This window comes from Sporotomaculum syntrophicum (genome assembly GCF_009932395.1).
GTDB lineage: Bacteria > Bacillota > Desulfotomaculia > Desulfotomaculales > Desulfallaceae > Sporotomaculum > Sporotomaculum syntrophicum.
In genome coordinates this window covers 62,241-80,824 of the sequence record NZ_LSRS01000004.1, presented here as the reverse complement: position 1 = coordinate 80,824, position 18,584 = coordinate 62,241, and the positions used below count along the sequence as shown (strand labels likewise).

21 protein-coding genes and 1 other annotated feature (1 of these 22 only partly in view) are annotated in these 18,584 nt (G+C 48.0%); of the genes, 20 read left to right on the top strand and 1 reads right to left on the bottom strand.

The window, feature by feature from the left end; translation table 11 throughout:
* Window positions 1–89 precede the first annotated feature (89 nt).
* The 11 genes from SPSYN_RS09860 (at window position 90) to SPSYN_RS09810 (ending at window position 10,687) form a co-directional block, all read left to right on the top strand.
* Window positions 90–431 carry a small basic family protein gene (locus SPSYN_RS09860; RefSeq protein WP_161822327.1) on the top strand — a complete coding sequence of 114 codons (342 nt, stop codon included), beginning with the start codon at window positions 90–92 and terminating at the stop codon, window positions 429–431.
* Between the two features lie 93 nt (window positions 432–524).
* Complete coding sequence (ftsA, locus tag SPSYN_RS09855; RefSeq protein ID WP_161822326.1) at window positions 525–1,730, top strand: cell division protein FtsA; 1,206 nt, start codon at window positions 525–527, stop codon at window positions 1,728–1,730.
* Between the two features lie 42 nt (window positions 1,731–1,772).
* On the top strand, window positions 1,773–2,834 hold the full coding sequence (gene ftsZ / locus SPSYN_RS09850; protein WP_161822325.1) for a cell division protein FtsZ: 1,062 nt from the start codon (window positions 1,773–1,775) through the stop codon (window positions 2,832–2,834).
* A 325-nt stretch (window positions 2,835–3,159) separates the two neighbouring features.
* Window positions 3,160–4,068, top strand: a complete 909-nt coding sequence (locus tag SPSYN_RS09845; protein WP_161822324.1) for a sigma-E processing peptidase SpoIIGA — start codon at window positions 3,160–3,162, stop codon at window positions 4,066–4,068.
* A 50-nt stretch (window positions 4,069–4,118) separates the two neighbouring features.
* Window positions 4,119–4,820, top strand: coding sequence for an RNA polymerase sporulation sigma factor SigE (sigE, locus tag SPSYN_RS09840; RefSeq protein WP_279279262.1), 702 nt, complete (start codon window positions 4,119–4,121; stop codon window positions 4,818–4,820).
* 86 nt (window positions 4,821–4,906) lie between these two features.
* Complete coding sequence (gene sigG, locus SPSYN_RS09835; RefSeq protein WP_161822323.1) at window positions 4,907–5,680, top strand: RNA polymerase sporulation sigma factor SigG; 774 nt, start codon at window positions 4,907–4,909, stop codon at window positions 5,678–5,680.
* Between the two features lie 204 nt (window positions 5,681–5,884).
* Window positions 5,885–6,178 (top strand): YlmC/YmxH family sporulation protein, encoded by a 294-nt coding sequence (locus SPSYN_RS09830; RefSeq protein WP_161822322.1) that lies wholly within the window; start codon window positions 5,885–5,887, stop codon window positions 6,176–6,178.
* A gap of 265 nt (window positions 6,179–6,443) precedes the next feature.
* On the top strand, window positions 6,444–6,899 hold the full coding sequence (gene nrdR / locus SPSYN_RS09825; RefSeq protein WP_161822321.1) for a transcriptional regulator NrdR: 456 nt from the start codon (window positions 6,444–6,446) through the stop codon (window positions 6,897–6,899).
* Between the two features lie 31 nt (window positions 6,900–6,930).
* Window positions 6,931–8,946, top strand: coding sequence for an anaerobic ribonucleoside-triphosphate reductase (gene nrdD / locus SPSYN_RS09820; RefSeq protein ID WP_161822320.1), 2,016 nt, complete (start codon window positions 6,931–6,933; stop codon window positions 8,944–8,946).
* Window positions 8,947–8,982: 36 nt separating this feature from the next.
* Window positions 8,983–9,477, top strand: a complete 495-nt coding sequence (gene nrdG, locus SPSYN_RS09815; RefSeq protein WP_161822319.1) for an anaerobic ribonucleoside-triphosphate reductase activating protein — start codon at window positions 8,983–8,985, stop codon at window positions 9,475–9,477.
* A gap of 88 nt (window positions 9,478–9,565) precedes the next feature.
* The gene (locus tag SPSYN_RS09810) at window positions 9,566–10,687 is read left to right on the top strand and encodes a BsuPI-related putative proteinase inhibitor (protein ID WP_161822318.1); all 1,122 of its coding nucleotides are present in this window, start codon (window positions 9,566–9,568) and stop codon (window positions 10,685–10,687) included.
* 96 nt (window positions 10,688–10,783) lie between these two features.
* On the opposite strand, the gene SPSYN_RS09805 is transcribed toward SPSYN_RS09810, so the two are convergent.
* Window positions 10,784–11,008, bottom strand: coding sequence for an FmdB family zinc ribbon protein (locus tag SPSYN_RS09805; RefSeq protein WP_161822317.1), 225 nt, complete (start codon window positions 11,006–11,008; stop codon window positions 10,784–10,786).
* A 175-nt stretch (window positions 11,009–11,183) separates the two neighbouring features.
* Between SPSYN_RS09805 and SPSYN_RS09800 the strand changes: the two genes are divergently transcribed.
* From SPSYN_RS09800 to SPSYN_RS09760, 9 genes are all read left to right on the top strand, one after another.
* Complete coding sequence (locus SPSYN_RS09800) at window positions 11,184–12,734, top strand: MBL fold metallo-hydrolase RNA specificity domain-containing protein (RefSeq protein WP_161822316.1); 1,551 nt, start codon at window positions 11,184–11,186, stop codon at window positions 12,732–12,734.
* A 36-nt stretch (window positions 12,735–12,770) separates the two neighbouring features.
* Window positions 12,771–13,595 (top strand): peptidoglycan editing factor PgeF, encoded by an 825-nt coding sequence (gene pgeF / locus SPSYN_RS09795; RefSeq protein WP_161822315.1) that lies wholly within the window; start codon window positions 12,771–12,773, stop codon window positions 13,593–13,595.
* A 169-nt stretch (window positions 13,596–13,764) separates the two neighbouring features.
* Window positions 13,765–14,706: a biotin/lipoyl attachment domain-containing protein gene (locus SPSYN_RS09790; protein ID WP_161822314.1), complete on the top strand. Its 942-nt coding sequence runs from the start codon at window positions 13,765–13,767 to the stop codon at window positions 14,704–14,706.
* A 15-nt stretch (window positions 14,707–14,721) separates the two neighbouring features.
* The gene (locus tag SPSYN_RS09785; RefSeq protein ID WP_161822313.1) at window positions 14,722–15,387 is read left to right on the top strand and encodes a YggS family pyridoxal phosphate-dependent enzyme; all 666 of its coding nucleotides are present in this window, start codon (window positions 14,722–14,724) and stop codon (window positions 15,385–15,387) included.
* Between the two features lie 128 nt (window positions 15,388–15,515).
* Window positions 15,516–15,956: a cell division protein SepF gene (locus SPSYN_RS09780; RefSeq protein ID WP_161822312.1), complete on the top strand. Its 441-nt coding sequence runs from the start codon at window positions 15,516–15,518 to the stop codon at window positions 15,954–15,956.
* A gap of 19 nt (window positions 15,957–15,975) precedes the next feature.
* On the top strand, window positions 15,976–16,800 hold the full coding sequence (gene proC, locus SPSYN_RS09775) for a pyrroline-5-carboxylate reductase (protein WP_161822311.1): 825 nt from the start codon (window positions 15,976–15,978) through the stop codon (window positions 16,798–16,800).
* Window positions 16,801–16,816: 16 nt separating this feature from the next.
* Window positions 16,817–17,089, top strand: coding sequence for a YggT family protein (locus tag SPSYN_RS09770; protein WP_161822310.1), 273 nt, complete (start codon window positions 16,817–16,819; stop codon window positions 17,087–17,089).
* Between the two features lie 39 nt (window positions 17,090–17,128).
* A complete protein-coding gene (locus SPSYN_RS09765; RefSeq protein ID WP_161822309.1) occupies window positions 17,129–17,923 on the top strand; it encodes a YlmH family RNA-binding protein in 795 nt (264 codons plus the stop codon).
* Between the two features lie 122 nt (window positions 17,924–18,045).
* Window positions 18,046–18,333 carry a DUF167 domain-containing protein gene (locus SPSYN_RS09760; protein ID WP_161822308.1) on the top strand — a complete coding sequence of 96 codons (288 nt, stop codon included), beginning with the start codon at window positions 18,046–18,048 and terminating at the stop codon, window positions 18,331–18,333.
* A gap of 49 nt (window positions 18,334–18,382) precedes the next feature.
* Window positions 18,383–18,584, top strand: a binding site (T-box leader) (it continues 38 nt past the right edge of the window).

Genomic DNA, 18,584 nt, shown 5'->3' with positions numbered 1-18,584 from the left:
TATATTGCATTAGTTAAGTAGGCTTTATCTTTAAGTGACATATTGTTTGGGCTCATATATTTATTCTTGAGGACGGCGGTGACTTAGTTATGCGGATGGGCATATTTTTAGCTTTGTTAGGCCTGGGGCTTGGTGCACTGATTGGCTTTTATATACCAGTGGCTTTGCCACAGGATTATGCCAAGTATATGTCCGTGGCGGCACTGGCGGCATTGGATTCGGTGTTTGGTGGTATCAGGGCTGCTTTTGAAGATAAATTTGACCAGGAGATATTTGTCACCGGTTTTTTCAGTAACGCTCTTTTGGCCGCGGGACTTACTTATATCGGAGACCGGTTAGCAATTGATCTCTATCTGGCTGCAGTTGTGGCTTTTGGTGTTAGGTTATTCCAAAATCTAGCCATTATCCGCCGTTATATTTTAAAAAATTAAATTAACAAATAAAGAGGGAATTATTATTTAAAGAGGGAATTATTATTGAGTGTTGAATTTGCAATATAAGTAAAGTTTAGGGGGTAAACCTGCTTGCCCGGGACAGTTAAGAAAGATGTGGTGGTTGGCCTGGATATTGGCACATCCGGTATAGCTGTAGCCGTACTTAACCGCAGTAGCGTGGCCATACAGGAACCCTTAGGATTTGGCTTTTGCTCGTCGATGATTATGGAAAAGGGCTTTATAGGTGATTCCGAAGCTGCCGCCTATAACGTAAAAAAAGCCTTGGACGAAGCCCTGACCGCTGCAGGGGTACCGTTTACCACTGCTTATGTAAACGTAGACGGGCCTGAACTGGTCATCAGACATGGTAGTGTAAAACAAGCAATTACCAGGCGGCAGGTAGTCGATGCGCGGGATTTAATTAAGCTACAACAGCATTTGTGTGAAACTGTTTTGCCTGAGGATGTCTTATCAATTATTCAACTGGATAACATCAGATTTTACATAGATGGTGAGTATGTCTTTAAACCACAAGGATGCCGGGGGCGGGAGCTTGGTTTGTCATCTACAGTCCTGGCTGCACCCAGGCGTCAGATGGATCTAATTTGGCAATGTTTGCGCAATGCAGGCTTGCCACCGACTACTGAGACAGTGGTCGGTGCGCTGGCTGTTGCGCAGGGGGTGCTGTCGGGGGTAGAACGCAAGTTAGGTGTAATATGTGTGGATCTCGGTGCCGGCATGACCAAAGTGGTCTTTATCAATCATAATATGCTGTACAAATTAAGCATATTTCCAGCGGGAGCCGGAAATATTACCGCAGATCTGGCAGTAGGTTTGCATACCACTCTGGAAGCTGCTGAAAAGGTAAAAAAGGAATACGGACTGGGTTTAATTGCCGGTGATGTTCATGTCCCAAATATATCCGGTTCCGGTTATAATACTGTCCCTGGTTCATTGGTACATAAAATTATTAAATCAAGAATTGAAGAAATTCTTGATTTTGTAAAAGAATTTATCGAAGAATTAGATCTAGGGGCCTCCTTACCAGGTGGTATAGTGCTCACTGGTGGGGGTGCTTTGCTCAACGGACTGACTGAGGTAGCACAGGAATACTGGCTGATGCCTGTGCGTATAGGTTTTAATTCATTACCAGGGGAAGAAGCGCCCAATGAAGACGCTTATCGATACACTACTGCCATTGGCTTAGCATCCTGGGGAACCGGGCAGGTATACCCTGGGATGAGGCAAAAGGCAGAAAAAGGTTTCAAAGGTCGTATTAAAAGTTGGTTCCGTTAATGACAATAAGAAATTCGTAGCTCCGAAAGAAGGAGGATTTTAATGCTGGATTTTGAACTAGACCTGGATCAATATGCGCATATTAAGGTAATTGGAGTAGGCGGCGGTGGTAACAATGCGGTTAACCGGATGATCGCCGCCGGATTAAAAGGTGTTGAATTTATATCGGTGAATACCGATTCCCAGGCACTGCAAATGGCTCTGGCAAGCAACAAGATACAAATTGGGTCCAAGCTGACTAAAGGGTTGGGTGCCGGGGCAAACCCGGATATTGGTCAAAAGGCGGCCGAGGAAAGCAAAGACGATATTGAACAAATGCTTCGCGGTGCCGATATGGTCTTTGTAACTGCCGGTATGGGCGGCGGCACGGGTACCGGTGCCGCGCCGGTAGTAGCTGAAATTGCTAAGGAAATGGGTGCTCTGACTGTAGGTGTGGTAACCAAGCCGTTTACTTTTGAAGGCAAAAAACGCTTGCTGCAAGCTGAACACGGTATTCAGACGCTTAAAGAAAAGGTGGATACCCTCATTACCATTCCTAACGACAGGCTGCTGCAGGTGGTGGAAAAAAACACTTCCATTGTGGAAGCGTTTCGTATTGCCGACGATGTGCTGCGACAAGGTGTGCAAGGTATATCTGACTTAATAGCAGTTCCGGGACTGATAAATTTGGACTTTGCCGACGTAAAGACCATTATGAAAGATACCGGTTCGGCGCTAATGGGTATTGGGAGTTCCAGCGGCGATAACCGTGCTGTGGAATCGGCCCGGTCGGCTATATCCAGCCCGCTTTTGGAAACCTCAATTGAGGGTGCCCGGGGGGTATTGCTAAATATTACCGGCGGAACCTCATTGGGATTGTTTGAAGTTAATGAGGCCGCAGAGATTATAGCCCAGGCTGCCGACCCGGAGGCAAATATTATCTTTGGTGCCGTAGTGGACGAGCGTATGGAGGATGAGGTTAGGGTCACGGTAATAGCTACCGGCTTTGATCAAAAACAATTTATTAAACCTCAAAAGCAAAAGTCTGCTGAAGAGCGGACTGAGTCTAAACCATTTACTAGCCATGATGATTTAGATATCCCTGCTTTTTTGCGTAGGCGATAATGTCGAACGGAAATTCGTTTCAGCTGACATTTAATAACAAAATTTTCCAGCCCCGGCGTGTATAATTAAGCCGGAGCTTTTTTTTTATGGTAATGATTCATAAAGTTGATGTGTGTGCCATATTTATCTAGGAGAGGTTTTATCAGATAAATAAGCGTTGGTAACGCATCTATTTTTGCCAGCGATAGGTCCACCCTCAGGGCACAGGGCGGTGCAATACTTTTTGTATAACAACTAAAAGCAAATGGTGAGATGTACAACCCAGAGGATGATATGCACCTGATGCAAGAGAATGTTTATTGTCTCACCGTGTTGGGAGAAACTAATGCCAACTTATGTAGTATACGTAGACCAGGTGTTTATTGGCAGTCTAGTAATGAATATGATGATTCTCTGGGTGACGGCCAGGTTGGGCAAAATTGCCTATTGCCTTTGGCGTTTGCTGGCAGGCGCTGCGGTGGGCGCCGGATACTCATTGTTTTTGTTTATTCCGTCTTTGGAAGGCTACCTGGGCTCCGGTTATAAGCTATTAGTGTCATTATTGATGGTGGCAGTGGTGTTTATACCTTGCCGGCCCCGCAAGGTGTTGGTGCTGCTGGCCTACTTTTATATCAGCACATTTATTCTGGGCGGTACCGTCTTGGGAATCATTAGTTTTTTGCACAAGAGCACCTTTGACGGTCAATTGACCGGCTTTATGCAGGCAGTTGATGCTTACCTGTGGTACGGTATACTGCTGGCCCTGTTAATCTACTGGCTTCTGGGCAGATTTTTACCTGTGGCGTTGCGCAAGCGGCTAATGCAGCCTCTGCTGCAGGCAGATTTAACCATGCATTTGGGAGAACGCAAAGTTAGTTTAGGTGCAATGCTGGATACAGGTAACAGCCTTAGCGATCCGCTAACCGGAGCCCCGGTTATTATCGCAGAATATACAGCGATCAAGGAAATACTGCCTGAGCAGGTATGTACCGTAATTGAGTCTCATGAGCGGGACGACAGTGCAGCTATCCTTGCCGCGCTGGGCGATAACATTCGGCCGGGCAACTTTCGAATTATCCCATACCGGTCGGTGGGTCGAGATAATGGCTGGCTGCTTGGGTTTCGGCCGGATTTGGTGGAGCTCAAGGCTGGAGATAATCTGATTCAAGTTAGCGAAGTGGTGGTTGCCCTGTACCGGGAATGTTTGCAGTGTAATACATCTTGTCGTGCTTTGCTGCCTACTGGTTTATTGTAGTTTAATTAAACATTAAAGGGGGGTGTTTAATACTGTTTGGGAAATTTAGATTGTTATTGCGTATTAGTATGCTAAAAATACTGCTGCGGCTGGGTTTGAAAGCCGATGTTTACTATGTGGGCAGCAGTGAAGCTCTGCCACCTCCACTAACCACCGAAGAAGAGTTTTACTTGATCAGTAAGCTGGAGTCGGGGGACGGTGCCGTGCGTACCGTGTTAATTGAAAGAAACCTGCGTCTGGTGGTATATATAGCCCGGAAATTTGAAAATACCGGGGTCGGCATTGAAGACTTGGTTTCCATCGGTACCATTGGTTTAATCAAGGCTGTTAACACCTTTGATCCGGCTAAAAAAATCAAATTAGCTACTTATGCTTCCCGGTGTATTGAAAATGAAATATTGATGTACTTGCGCAGAAATAACAAAACCCGAACTGAGGTTTCTTTTGACGAGCCGCTGAACATTGACTGGGATGGCAATGAGCTGCTCCTTTCCGACGTGCTGGGTACAGAAAATGATGTTATTCATAAGTATATCGAAGAAGAAGTGGATCGCAAGCTACTGCATCTGGCCTTGCAGAAGCTTAATGGCCGGGAGCGGGGGATCATGGAATTGCGGTTTGGCTTAAAAAGCGGTAAAGAAAAAACTCAGAAGGAAGTAGCGGATATGATGGGTATCTCCCAATCATATATCTCCAGGCTGGAAAAGAGAATTATAAAACGATTGAAAAAAGAAATCAACCGCATGGAATAGGCTGAAGCCGACATGTATAAATCACCAAAGCCGAGGTAATAATGAAATTGAGCTCAGCATAAGTCATGGGAAAGGGTGGTTTGTCCATGCTGGTCAATAAGGTTGAGATTTGCGGCGTAAACACATCCAAGCTCCCGGTGCTATCCAGTGTAAAAATGAAAGAACTGTTCATTGCATTGCAAAGCGGCGATTACCCAGCCCGCGACCAGCTGATCAATGGTAACCTGCGGCTGGTGCTTAGTGTGATTCAGCGGTTTACCAACCGGGGTGAATATGTGGATGATTTATTTCAGGTTGGTTGCATCGGCCTGATGAAGGCTATCGATAATTTTGATTTATCGCAAAACGTGAAGTTTTCTACTTATGCGGTACCGATGATTATTGGTGAAATTAGACGTTATTTAAGAGATAATAACCCCATTCGAGTTAGTCGCTCACTGCGGGATGTAGCCTATAAAGCACTGCAGGTGCGCGACTCACTGGTCAATAAACACTCCCGTGAGCCATCGATCAATGAAATTGCCAGCGAACTAAATATGCCCCGAGAGGAAATTGTTTTTGCGCTGGATGCGATTCAAGAACCTATTTCTCTATTTGAGCCGATCTTTCATGACGGTGGTGACCCCATCTTTGTCATGGATCAAATCAGTGACGAAAAACATCTAGACTTAACCTGGCTTGAGGGAATTGCAATTAGGGACGCTTTGCGTAAATTAAGTGATCGCGAAAAATTAATTCTTACCCTGCGGTTCTATGAAGGTAAAACTCAAATGGAGGTGGCCGAGGAAATCGGTATTTCCCAGGCTCAGGTGTCACGGTTGGAAAAAGCAGCGCTGCACCACATGCGCAAGCATGTGTAAAGAGGGGTGGTTTGCTTGCTTTTAAAATTTGTCGGCCTCGCTATTATTTTATCTATGCTATTTGTTTTACCGGTTGGCAGTTCTACAACAGATACTGATTATGCCGTGCACGCATATAACCCGAATAATTTATTCTGCTCTGAAGAGCCTTTTTGTTCAGATTAAGCTAACACCCTCATATACATATGTATGGGGGTGTTTTATATGGTTAGGATCTCCGATTTACGCATGCGGGAAGTTATTAATATAGCTGACGGGCGCCGCTTAGGTCCCATTAAGGATATAGATATAAATTTAGAGGAAGGGCGTATCAGCGCTATTATTTTACCAGGGCATGCCGGTGGTGCCGGCAGGCTGATGGGCTTTATCGGGCGTGAAGAGGAATTGGTGGTACCCTGGCCCAAGGTGAGAAAGATAGGTGTTGATGTTATTTTGGTGGATCTATCCTTTAATTTGCCGGGCACTGAACTGCACAGTGGTTATAAAGAAAAATGGTAGTGACTACCCCGGAGCACCCGGTGCTCCGGGGTTATTTTTATACTGCTAGGGATTGAAGCAAGTTCTAGAAGCGCGCGCTTTTCTTGTGTAACACAAATTCCTGGATTTCTATGTTATTAGGGTTCACAAATTGCATGAGTTAGCAAAAATAAACAAAATACAGTTTAGGCTCCCTTTTTACCTTTTACCTTTAATCACAAAATTTTGTATAATATAAAAACCGAGTATACTACATATATTATTTTTCTAACTGGATGGTGAAATAATGCGATGTCCTTATTGCGGTACTGCTGACAGCCGGGTACTGGATTCCCGGCCGTCGGAAGAAGGTAATGCCGTGCGCAGACGCAGAGAATGCGGCGAGTGTGGTAAACGTTTTACTACCTACGAGCGGGTGGACGAGCTGCCGTTAATTGTAGTAAAAAAAGACGGACGGCGTGAGCTTTTTGACCGGCGAAAGCTGCTGGCCGGTTTGACCACAGCCTGCCAAAAGCGCACTATCTCTACTAATTCACTGGAGCAAATGGTCGAAGAAATTGAACGTGATTTAAGGAACACCGCTGAGCGGGAAGTGCCAAGCAGTGCTATCGGAGAACAGGTGATGATGCGGCTGCGTAATTTAGATGAGGTGGCTTATGTTCGTTTTGCCTCGGTATACCATGAATTCAGGGATGTTCAGGGATTTATGCGGGAAATCGAGCAGTTGCTCAAAAAGAAATAATTTTAAACGTGATGTGGAGGAGGCTAACTAGTTGTTCAAGGTGATCAGGAAGCGGGATGGGCGTGAAGTGCCCTTTGAGGACAACAAGATTACCGATGCAATATTCCTGGCGGCCAGGGCGGTAGGTGGTGAAGATCGTCAAACTGCCATGGAACTTACCATTGAAACGCTGAAGATGCTCAAGAAGAAATATAACGGTACCATATTCGGCGTTGAGGATGTACAGGACGTTGTGGAAAAGGTGCTCATCGAGGCAGGCCATGCCAAAACCGCCAAGGCATATATCCTGTACCGTGATAGGCGCACGCGCATCAGAGATGCCAAAAGTGATTTAATGGATGCGGTGGCGGAAATACTGGATGAAACCAGCCGGGAAAACGCCAATATTAGCAACTCTCCTTCGGCTAAAATGCTCCAAATAGCCAGCGCAGCCAGCCGCAAATATTACCTCACCCGGTTAATTCCCGAGGAATTCTCCCAGGCCCACCAACGGGGAGACATCCACATTCATGATTTAGATTTTTACGGTAAAACATTAACCTGTGTACAAATTCCTCTGGGCCGTCTTTTAGCCGAGGGGTTTGATAATGGGCACGGCTATATCCGCCCGCCCAAAAGGCCAGGATCAGCCACAGCGCTGGCGGCCATTATACTACAAAGCTCCCAGAATGATATGCATGGCGGGCAATCCTTTGCTTTTTTCGACCGGGACATTGCTCCCTACGTAGAAAATGCCGATGAAGAAGAGATATACCAGTCTATGGAGGCGCTTATCTATAACCTTAACTCGATGCACAGCCGCGCCGGCGCCCAGGTCCCCTTTAGCTCCCTTAATGTAGGCATCGAGACCTCTGAGACAGCTCGTAAAGTAACCAGAAACCTGTTATTAGCTTTTGAGGCCGGTTTAGGCCGGGGTGAGAACCCCATCTTTCCCAATATCATCTTCCGGGTCCGGGAAGGGGTAAACTTCAACCCCGGCGAGCCAAACTATGACCTATTTAAGCTAGCGTTACGGGTTGCGGCCAAGCGACTTAACCCCACGTTTAGCTTTATGGATGCCAGCTTTAATCAAGAGTGGGGCGACCAGGTGAGTTACATGGGCTGCCGTACCAGAGTCATGGCTAACCGCCGGGGACCGGAGGTGACCGATGGGCGGGGTAATCTTTCTTTTACTACCATAAACCTGCCCCGACTGGCCATAAAGGCCGAGCGGGACATGGATAAATTCTTCCGTCTGCTGGACGAAGTATTGGCCCTGACCATACGCCAACTGTATCACCGTTTTGAAGTGCAGGCTAAACTTAAGGTAAAGGATATGCCTTTTTTGATGGGGCAGGGACTATATTTGAATTCCGAGGGACTTAAGGAGTCCGATCCTATCCGAGAGGCCATCGTTAACGGCACTTTGTCGGTAGGATTTATTGGTCTGGCTGAAACGCTTACTGCTTTAACCGGTCGGCATCATGGCCAGGACCAGGAATCGCATAAGCTGGGTGAGCAAATTTTAGCCCATATGCGGCGCCGCGTTGATGAAGCCGGTGAGAATTACAACTTAAACTACACACTGCTGGCCACTCCAGCGGAGGGTTTAAGCGGGCGGTTTGTTGAAATGGACCGCAAAGAATACGGTGTTATACCGGGTGTAACCAATAATGACTATTATACCAACTCATTTCATATTCCAGTTGGTTTCCCCGTTTCCAGCTTTGACAAAATTAGCTTGGAAGGGGTTTACCATAAATACTGCAATGCCGGGCATATCAGTTATGTTGAGATGGCATCGCCTCCGGTACATAACCCCGAGGCGATGGAAGCCATCGTCAGGCACATGAAGGCAAGCGATATGGGCTATGGGGCAGTCAATTTTCCGGTAGACTTTTGTACGGGCTGTGGAACCACAGGGGTAATCAACGAGGAAAAATGCCCTCACTGCGGATCCGCGGCTATCCGGCGGGTGCGCCGCATCACCGGTTACCTGAGCACTGTGGACCGATTCAACGATAGCAAGGTGGCCGAACTGCGCGACCGGATAGTGCATAGCTTTTAATATGGAGTCAACTTATTGATGTTTGGAGGACTTGGGTTGAATACAATTAAACTGTCCGGCATGGTCAAGGAGAGCGTAGTGGATGGGCCTGGATTTCGGTTGGTGTTATTTACCCAGGGCTGCCCCAGGCATTGCCCGGGCTGTCAAAATCCGGACTTGATACCGGTCGGCGGCGGGCGGGAAATGACTCCCGACGAAGTACTACAAATAATTAAACAAAATATTTCTTCCCTTACCGGAGGTATTACCTTTAGTGGTGGCGACCCTTTAATGCAGGCAGATGCGCTGGCCGAAATATTAAAACTAATCCGCCTGGAGTATCCGCAACTTAACATTTGGGTTTACACAGGGTATGTTTTTGAAGAGGTTAAGCACTGGCCGGTGCTCCAATACATAGATGTATTGGTGGACGGACCCTTCGAAGAGAGCAGGCGCGATATCTCCCTGGCCTTCAGGGGTTCGTCAAACCAGCGGCTCATCGATGTTCAGGCGTCTTTAGTTGGGGAAATCAGGTGCCTGGCTATAAAATAAACCCCAGTATTCTCCATGATGCTCAGTGGTACATTTCCTCCTTGCGGCTCATAAAATGTGTAGAGAACTATAAACAAAAGGAGGGGTAATGATGACTTATACAGTACAACCTGGCGATACACTGGCATCCATTGCCAACCGGTACGGTATTTCCATGCAGCAGTTGGTTGAGCTGAATAACATAGCAAATCCAAATTATATCTGGGTAGGGCAAATTATCACAATTCCCGACGATGACGATAACGAACAGCCGAGTATAAGGGCAAATGCGAGCCTGGCCCAGTCCGGTGACCCATCCGTGAGCAGGATTATCAGCGGTCTGTGCTACACCATCACCACCAACCGGGCTCGTTACCAGCGTGGTGAGCGGGTAAATATAACCTTCACCAAGTGTAATGTTTCCAATAGTACTATCAGATTACGTTATAATACGAGCCAGCGTTTTGATTTTGTAGCCTTGCGTAATGGCCGGGAAGTCTGGCGCTGGTCAGACGATCGTTTTTTTACCCAGGCTACCGAAACAGTGGTTCTGCGGCCAGGGGCATGTCAAACATTCAGGGCTACCTGGGACCTGCGCAACAATCAGGGTAATTTTGTGGCTCCTGATGTTTATACTATCCGAGCCTTTAATATGGCCCGGTCACTAAGCAGTCTGTCCGTTCAAACTAATGTTCAAGTGGTACGTACAGACGGGCAGCAGCCGTCTCTGCCCTCCCCGTCGCCCTGTCCGAGCACAAACATGCTGTCCGACCCGGGATTGGAAAGATGGCTGGACAGAAATACACCCAGGATCTGGTCGGGGAGCAATGTGCTGCGCACTACTTCCGCTCACTCCGGTAGCTATGCTGCGGAACTGGGTGCTGATGCCGACCGTCAAGCAGTGCTATACCAGACTGTGGATGCCGAACCCAACCGTATCTACCAGATTACTTTTTGGGGTATGGAACGTACCCGGCCTAGGGGGACAGCTAATTTCGTATTGGAAGTGGAAATATTTATTTATGACAGTGCCGGCCGGTTAATCGGCCGGGTTGATCCGTCCTTTAGTCCCGGTGCGCTGCCTAATAATACCTACCAGCAGTACACTTTTACTTCCGGGGTGCTGCCGTCGCGTACCGATCGTGCGCAACTTCGTTTTGTATTCAGACCCCGTACGGGTAATGATAACACGGTGATTATTGATGATGTGGTCATGACTTGTGTGCGTTAGCAGCAAAAATATGAAAGGCAGCCGGTCAGTTAATCTGGCTGCCTTTATAGTGTAGCACCGAAGTTACCTGCCGGGCTAAAATGGTATGAAGCTGTGCTAACGGCTGCAGCTGCTGCAATTAGCGGAACTGCAGCCGCTGCAACTACCGCCTCCCCCTGTTACCTTATCGCCGGTTCCGATGCTGTTGAAGCCGGACATCACCCTTGCAGGGGCTCCGGCCGAGCAGGCTGGACACTGTATATTAGCACCGCTCTCATCCATTGAGCATAACTTTTCAAAACGGAGCCCGCATTGATGACAGCGGAACTCGTAAAACGGCATACCCATACACTCCTTTCTATTTTAATTTATGGTGAGCGGTCTTCACTGTCAAGTAGTAGTGTTTTTTCGATTTTTTTTGCAGGATTACAAGGCTATTTAGTGAATAGTTAATTATATTGTTACCTCAATATATATAGTTTAAACATAGAAATTAATTAACAAACTGGAGGCAAAAATGCGTATAACTTTTTACGGTGCAGCCCAAGCAGTTACCGGCTCATGTCATGTTGTAGAAGCAGCTAACAAAAAAATAATGATCGATTGCGGCTTGTTCCAAGGTAACCGGTGGTCCCGCGAACGAAACTATCAACCTTTTGCCATGATACCCAAAACAGTAGATTACTTGCTCATCACTCATGCTCATATTGACCACAGCGGTTTGATTCCCAAGCTGTTTAAGCATGGGTTCCGGGGACGGGCACTGGCTACTGAGATAACCGTTGATTTATTGGAAGTGATGCTGCCGGATAGCGGTCATATACAGGAAACGGAAGTTGAACGTTTAAACCGCAAGGCAATGCGGGCGGGCAAAAAACTAATCGAACCCATCTATAACGTAGAGGACGCCTTTAATTGTGTAAAAAAAATTGAACGTGCAAAATATAACCAGGTCATCAGACTGGATGAGAACATTACCGTACGTTTTATGGATGCCGGTCATATACTGGGGTCATCCATCGTGGAATTGTGGGTACGTGAGGGTACAGAACAAACCAAGTTGGTCTTCAGCGGGGATCTTGGGGCTTCCGGCAAGCCCTTTGTTAATGAACCTACGATCATAGAAGATGCGGATTACCTGGTGATGGAGTGTACTTATGGCGATAGACTCCACAAGGATGTGGGAGACAGGCTGGAAAAACTGCGTGCGGTAATTCAGCAAACCTACGAAAAGGGCGGGAACCTGATTATACCTGCTTTTGCCGTGGAGCGAACTCAGGATTTGCTATATGATATTAATCAATTGCTGGTAAGTGACCGTCTGCCACCCATGCAGGTATATGTTGACAGTCCTATGGCGGTGGCTGCCACCGAAATTTTTAAACGGAATTACGAAAATTTTGATCAGGAAACCACCCGGCTAATATCAGAGGGTGATAATCCCCTGACCATGCCTGTGCTGAACCTGTCCAGTACTGTAGAGGAATCTCGGGCGCTGAACGAAATCAAACGCGGTGCCATTATACTTTCAGCCAGCGGCATGGCTGATGCCGGGCGTATTAAGCACCATTTAAAGCATAATCTATGGAGACCTGAGTGCACTGTCTTGTTTGTGGGTTTTCAGGCCCCCGGCACAAAAGGACAGCAGTTGCTCAGCGGGCTGCGGTCTATTCGTATCCATGGTGAAGAGGTGGCAGTGCGGGCGGATATCAGATTCATTGATGGTTACTCCTCACATGCCGATCAGCAGGAATTGCTGGCCTGGATAAATGCTTATAAACAAAAGCCCGCCCGGATTTTTCTGGTACACGGTACCCCGGAGGCGCTGGCGGCTATGGAAAGGCTGATACGAGAAAAAAACGGTATTGAAGCGTACGCCCCGGCCTGGCAGGAGGCCATAGAACTAACCCCCGGAGTTGAATTTAGTCCCGAGGAATTGCAAAGGGCTTACCAAGCTGTGGTGACAAGGATGGATAGTTTTTTGCAGTCCGCGCACAATCATAAAGATGTGGAGCGAGTGTTGCAGCAGTTAAAACAGCTTGAATTACTGTTGGATAAAGATTCCTAAGCAATTTAGCTTATCCTTTAGGAAAGGAAATTTCCTATGCAAGGTGGTTTTATCCTCAACAAGTCAGGCGAGCTGGCTTATTTAACAGTGCCGTCTTTTACCGCTACCGGGTCAGTCACGCATGCTTTTACCACCCGGCTTGGTGGGGTTAGTCCAACGCCATATGGCTCTCTGAATCTAGGGCTGCATGTAGGCGACGAGCTTCGTTATGTAGTGGCTAACCGGCAGCGTATATGCCAAGCCCTGGGTGCGAACATGAATTGGCTGGTTGCCGGAGAACAGGTGCATGGTGACCGGGTAGTCACAGTGGGGGCGGCTCAGGCCGGCAGGGGTGCCATCTCCATAGATGATGCGCTGCCAGGTGTAGACGCCCTAGTCACCGATGAACCGCTTGTGCTGCTTTCCAGCTACTATGCCGATTGCGTGCCGCTTCTCTTCCTTGACCCGATGCGCCGGGTTATTGCACTGGCACATGCAGGTTGGAAAGGCACGGTACAAAACATTGGTACTAAAACAGTGCATCATATGCTGGAAATGCATGGCTGCCTGGCTGAAAATATTTTAGCGGCAGTAGGTCCTGCTATTGGAGCCTGCTGTTATGAAGTAGACGCCCCCGTTATGGAGGCGGTGGAGAGAGTCTGGCCGGGCGGTCCGATACCGGCTCGCCCCGGTCAGCCTGGGCGCTGGTGGTTGGATTTGCCCGCAGTAAACTGGAGACTGCTTTTGGGTGCGGGGGTGCGGGCTGAAAATATCACTATGGCCGGCTGCTGCACTGCCTGCTGTGAGGACTTATTCTTTTCCTATCGCAGACAAGATGGGCCCACTGGGCGAATGGCTTCGTTAATTATGTTGCAATGTTGATCATATAATGCCCTTCCAGGGCCTTTTTTTATTTATCAGGCAGGAAATTTGTGTTTTACGAGGTACTTAATAATATATGCCAATTTAGGTAAGTATGTCTCATTGACTTATTTTGTTCTCATTACAGCTGATATTTCACATAGGACTATATAGCTAAAGGGGGGACAATGTGGGCAAATACAGAAGAGTGCACCGCGGACGGTTTATTCCTGTGCTAATCGTGTTAATTTGCTTGCTGGGATTAACTTTTTGGGGTGCATTGAGCACACTGGCCTGGGCGAAAAATAATGTGCTGCTGCATTTGCTCGAGATACAATCCCTGACCCATGATGAAATTAGGGAAACTATAACAGTTGAGGGCTTGCTGGTCAAACATGAAGAGCCGGTGAAAGCGCCGGCTGACGGCCTGCTCACCCTGCTGGTCGAAGATGGCGATCGACTGCAAATGGGTACTTTATTAGCCGAAATAAGTGGTCTTGAAGACAAACAGGTTTGGAGCCCCGGTACCGGTATCTTTTGTACGCACCTGGATAATTTGGAGAATTTGTTGGTACCAGGTATGATAGATGTATTGGATATGGATGCAGTTGAAAAAATAAACAATAGCGTGAGGCCGGCATCGGGTGAAGTGGTCGGTGGGCAAATCATTGGTAAAATGGTGGACAATCTACAGCCGGTACTGGTATTTATCCAGTTGAAAACATTGGATGAGTATACCGCGCGTTCGTTTAAAAAGGACACGGATGTGACCCTGAACTGGAATGAACGTAAGCTTTCGGGGAAAATAGCTCAGGTAAGCGTTATGGATCGTACGGTAAGTATGTTTGTGGAGTTACTTCAATACCCGGAAGTTTTTCTGCATGAGCGGCGGGTGCAGCTTGATCTGGTTACCCGGCAAATGACCGGTTGGCTAGTTCCCGAGGAGGCAATAGTTTTCAAAGAAGGTAAGCCGGGTCTTTATATAGTTTCCGAGCAAACTATCTGCTGGGTCCCTGTGACGGTGCAAGATCGCTTGCAGGGCAGGGCAGCTGTTAGCAGTAATATATTGAGCAGTTCAGTGCGTTTTATCAAAAACCCTAGTTGGGCCAGGGAAGGAGTTCGGCTGAATTAGGGTAGGGGGGATTGCATGGGAGTGCGGGAAAACCTGCAACTGGTCAGGGAAAAAGTTCGCTCAGCCGCGGTTAGATCCGGTCGTGATTTAGAAAAAATAAAAATAATCGCTGTAACTAAAAAAGTGGAGATTGCCCGGATGCAGGAGGTTATCCGGCAAGGCATTGTTGATCTGGGGGAAAACCGGGTTCAGGAATTGACTGAAAAAAGGCCGGCTCTACCGACAGGTTTGCACTGGCATATGATTGGCCATTTGCAGACTAATAAGGTAAAATATGTAGTAGGCTTGGTGGATTTGATTCATTCCCTGGACAGCTGGGGCCTGGCTGAAGAAATCCACCGGCAGGCTGTTAAGCTTGATTTGGTTGCTAAGGTATTGGTTCAGGTCAATATCTCGGGTGAAAAAACTAAATACGGCCTGGCTCAGTCGGATTTAGCTGATTTTCTGATCGCACTGCGGGATTTGCCTCACATATCGGTGCAAGGATTAATGACAGTTGCTCCCTACGTAGAAAATCCTGAAGAAGTGCGCCCTTATTTTAGAGAATTACGATTGCTGGCAGCCAGGCATAATTTGGAACATCTCTCAATGGGTATGACCAATGATTTCGAAGTGGCTGTGGAGGAAGGCGCGGATTTGCTGCGTCTGGGCACAGCGATATTTGGTCCCCGTGAAAATTAATATTTTAACCTGACTAACTTGGCGTAAGTCTACCACTTCTAAAGTGGGAGAATAACGCCATTTAAGTCATGCATTTTGCAGTTTAAGAACCTTGCAACAATGATAAGTGAAAGGAACGGTGGGCGATTTTGGCAAAGATAGTGGATAAAGTACTAAATTTTATGGGGTTTGAAGAGGAGCAGGAAGACGGGAATGAGCGGGAAACAAGTACAATTGAAGAAGAAAGACCGGTCATACAAAAACCCAGGAAAAATAAAGGCCAGGTAGTTAGCTTGCATACCCAGCGGCAAATGCGGGTTTCGGTGGTGGAACCGTATGGCTATGACGATGTGCAAGGGATATCCGATCATTTGAAAAACCGCCGGCCGGTTATAGTTAACCTGGAGCAGACCGATCCTGAACTGGCCAAGAGGATAGTAGACTTTGTCAGTGGTGCAACCTATGCGTTGGATGGCAGCATGCAAAAGGTGGGTAAGGGTATCTTTCTGTTTGTGCCCAGTAATGTTGATATAGATGTTGATGTTAAGGAGCAAATCAAAGAAAAGAGTATTTTGAACTGGATGAGGTAAGCACGGAAGGAAGAAATTTATGTCTCTTAATGGAAAAAAACTCGGCTTTATCGGCGGCGGGGCAATGGCTGAAGCGCTGCTCACCGGCATCACCGGTGCCGGACTGTTACCTGCTCAACAGATAATGGCCAGTGATATAAGTGAGCAACGCAGGGCTTATTTAAAAGAAAAATTCGCTATTGGGGTAACTACTGACAACAGTACTGTGATTAATCATGCAGATATAGTAATTTTGGCTGTGAAACCGTTTGTAATGAGTGAGGTTTTGGCCGAAACAGGCAGCCGGTTTAGCTCTGGTCAGATAGTGATTTCTATTGCCGCGGGTATTTCTACCACATACATAGAAAAATACCTCGCCGGCCAGGTGCCGGTGGTGCGCGCCATGCCTAATACTCCGGCGTTGCTTAGTGCCGGGGCCACGGCGGTATGCTGCGGCCGGTGGGCTCTGGACCGGCACCAGCAGCTGGCACTGAGTTTATTCAGTGCGGTGGGCCGGGCGGTGCCGGTGCCTGAAAAACTTATGGATGCGGTAACCGGTCTTAGTGGCAGTGGTCCGGCATATATGTATATCATAGCCGAAGCGCTGGCTGATGCTGGTGTCCGCATGGGGCTACCGCGAGATGTGGCATTGATTCTAGCATCCCAAACTATGCTGGGGTCTGCCCGGATGATTCAAGAAACCGGCCGTTCACCGGCGGTGCTTAAGGATATGGTAACCACTCCCGGAGGTACTACCATAGAGGGATTGTTTGCCCTGGAGGAAAGCGGTATCAGGGCTGCGATGTACCGGGCGGTGGAGAGAGCCAGCCGGCGTTCCGCTGAATTGTCCGGAGAAGCCAAATAACCAAACGGGGTGAATTATGAATATTGGCATTACAACTGTAGTATATTATGCATTTGAGGTATATACCTGGTTAATTTTTATTCGCATTATCCTATCCTGGGTCAGGGTGAACCCCTACCACCCGGTGGTCAGATTTATTATAGAGATGACCGAGCCGGTACTGGGCTTCTTTAGAAGGCTGATTCCTACGATAGGTATGATAGACTTCTCCCCAATTTTTGCCCTTTTAGCCGTGCAATTAGCGGGTAATTTTATCATCTATATATTGCGTTCAATCGGTATTTATTAAACTGAACCGGTCAGGATTGTTGTCAACGGGGTGAATAGGATGCATCTGGATAAATTGGAGAACCTGGCAACTAATTCGGAGGACCGGGAGATTTTAGCCAGGGCGTTGGATCTGGCGGAAGTGACCGGGAAAAGCCACCGGCCTCAGGTAACAGACTTTTATAATCCTTATCGTTGCGCCATGATTGTCCGGACAGTGGGTTATATTCCCGGGCTGGCGGTGGCGGTGGACGGTGGTTATCCCGCGGCGGAACGGTCGCGGGTATTAATTTTTCCGGATTACCTGGTTGCCGGGGATGTAGATGCCGGGCTGAGTTTTCTTGCAGTGCAGGGCAGCTTTCGATTCAATACCGTTACACACCGGGACTATCTTGGGGCTTTGCTGGGTCTGGGGCTGCGCAGGGAAAAGTTAGGTGACATATTGGTGGGCGAGGAAGGTGCTCAGATCATCGTGGCCACCGAGGTGTCCGAATTCATTCAAATGGGGCTAACCAGTGTTGGCCGGGTTGGGGTTTCGGTAAGTGCAATAAACCGGGCTGCACTAAAGGCGCCGGTTCGGGATTATCGTGAAATAAAGGTTACTGTGCAATCTTTGCGCCTGGATTCTGTGGCTGCCCATGGCCTTGGCCTGTCCAGGACTAAAATGTCTCGAGAAATTGCAGCCGGTAAAATATATCTCAACTGGCGCCTATGCCTGGAGCCTGCCGCGCCCGTGCGTCCCGGGGATATAATTTCAGCCCGGGGGCGCGGCCGGGTAGCCGTGGAGCAAACCGGCGGGCAGACTAAAAAAGGCCGCACAACTTTGCTGTTGCATCGTTACGGATCTGCCCGTTAACCCGTTATATTTGGTTTACCCGTTAGAAAGTTCCGATCCATTGAAATTTCTCGCGCAGGGTTATGGCATCCCGACATAGATTTAATGCAAACTTAAATCACAGCCGAAGAAAGGTGAAGCCTATGCTGGATATTAAAGAGGATAGCGCAGGCGTGTCCATAAAAATACGGGTACAGCCCCGTGCCGCTAATAACCAGGTTGCCGGAGTTATGGAAGGTGCCTTGAAAATACGTATCACGGCTCCGCCGGTGGACGGAGCGGCTAACAAAGCCTGCTGTTCTTTTATCGCCGAACTGCTGGGAGTAGCCAAGGGACAGGTGACGGTTAGCCAGGGGCATACCGGGCGCAATAAAACGGTGCGGGTGGAAGGGCTAACTGCCAGGCAAGTGCTGGACAAGCTCTATTATTGACTGAACGGGTGCTGTTATAATATAATGGGTTAGCTATAAATATTGGTATAAAGCGCCGGTGAGCGGGAAGAGTAAACGGTGCGGCTGCTCAGAGAACCCGGGTGAGGTGCGAGCCGGGTGTAGTTTGAACCGCTTGAAAATCACCCGGGAGGCGACGGCTGAAATCCTTTGGGAGATTAGGTCTGTACGGTTGCCGCCGTTACCGGTAAAGCAAGTGGGACCGATAGCCGGGCGAAGCGCCGGTGTCGGTT